This window comes from Flavobacterium cupreum, from assembly GCF_003996965.1.
Lineage (GTDB): Bacteria > Bacteroidota > Bacteroidia > Flavobacteriales > Flavobacteriaceae > Flavobacterium > Flavobacterium cupreum.
The window spans coordinates 1-1278 of record NZ_QWDM01000045.1; the positions used below are offsets into that span (position 1 = coordinate 1).

Annotated in this window: 1 protein-coding gene; it reads right to left on the minus strand. The window is 60.2% G+C overall.

Features of this window, described 5'->3' with window-relative positions; all coding sequences use genetic code 11:
- Positions 1 to 92 precede the first annotated feature (92 nt).
- A partial coding sequence (locus D0817_RS24705; protein WP_238160954.1) for an ISAs1 family transposase occupies positions 93 to 1278 on the minus strand: 1186 nt, incomplete at its 5' end.

Here is a 1278-nt window from a genome sequence, read left to right on the forward strand (position 1 = left end):
GGGGGGGGAAATCCACTCGATTTGGCAGAACCACGCCGCTGCCGCCGTGTCAATTTCACTCAAAACGGCATAGAACCATCAGGGCAATTGCATCAAAATTCAGAATTCGAGCGTAGTCCGAGCACATCGCCGAGGAAATTGGTGTTGAGTGCGGCAAGCTGACGCTTCTTGGCCATGGTGAGCTTGCGCGAGGTGTCGGCCTTTAGGAGATTCATGACGATTTTCCGGACCACGTTGAAATTTTCGGCGGCGTTGCCAACGCGCACGCGGCAGGCATCCTCTCCGAACGTCACGTCCAGGCGCCAGTGGAGCTGGTTTTCAACGCCCCAGTGGGCGCGGATGGCGGCGCCGATGGCGCGCGAGTCGGGCGCCATCGAACTAATGTAGTAGCGCTTCTCGCAGCTCTCTTTGCCATCGATGAAACGCATCGACTCCACCATCACCATGCTGCCCAAGCCGCTCCACGCATCGGTGTTCTCGAGATGCCGGGCCGGCAGCGCCACGCAGCGGCGCGTCTCGACCCTGCCATGGCCTTTGTCGTGGACGATGTCCTCGACCGCATCAAGATTACGATAGCGTTCTCGTTCGGCGATGTCGAAGAAATCTTCGACCTGCTCGGCCAGTTTGCCCTGATTTCCCTTGAGTCCGAGCAAATAATGCGCGCCTTTCTCCACGATCTTTGCCGCGATGCCCACCTGGCAGCCCATGGCGTCGATCGTTACCGTGCTACCGCTAACATCGAGCATGTCGAGCAGCTTCGGGATTGCCGTGATCTCGTTGGACTTGGTATCCGTGCTCAGTTGCCCCAACGTGATGCCGCGCCCGCTGGCGAAGGCGCTCACCACATGGATGGCATTCTTGCCCAAGCGGCGGCGTTGCGAGCCGCGCATCGTCTTGCCATCGATGGCGACCACTTCGCCCGCGAGCGAAGTGCACGTCGCCGAAACCCATCGTACGAAACATGCCTGGAAGCAGTCGGCGTCAAGCAGGCTGAATACCCGTCCTATCGTGTCGTGCGAAGGGATACCGTGGTCGAGTTTCACGAACTGGCGCAACCAGTCGATCTTCTCCTCGCCCCACATCGCCACATGCTCCCAATCGTCGGCGCCGGCCACGACCGCGCAGATCGTTAGCACCAGGATGTCGATAAGCCGGTGCGTCGTCCTCCCCTCAACCCTTGGCTCCGGCATCGGCTCGAAGCACACGATCAACTGCGTCAAATTCGGGTTCATCGATCTTCCATGCGGTGGGGGCGAAGCCGCCAGGTGCCCACATGTC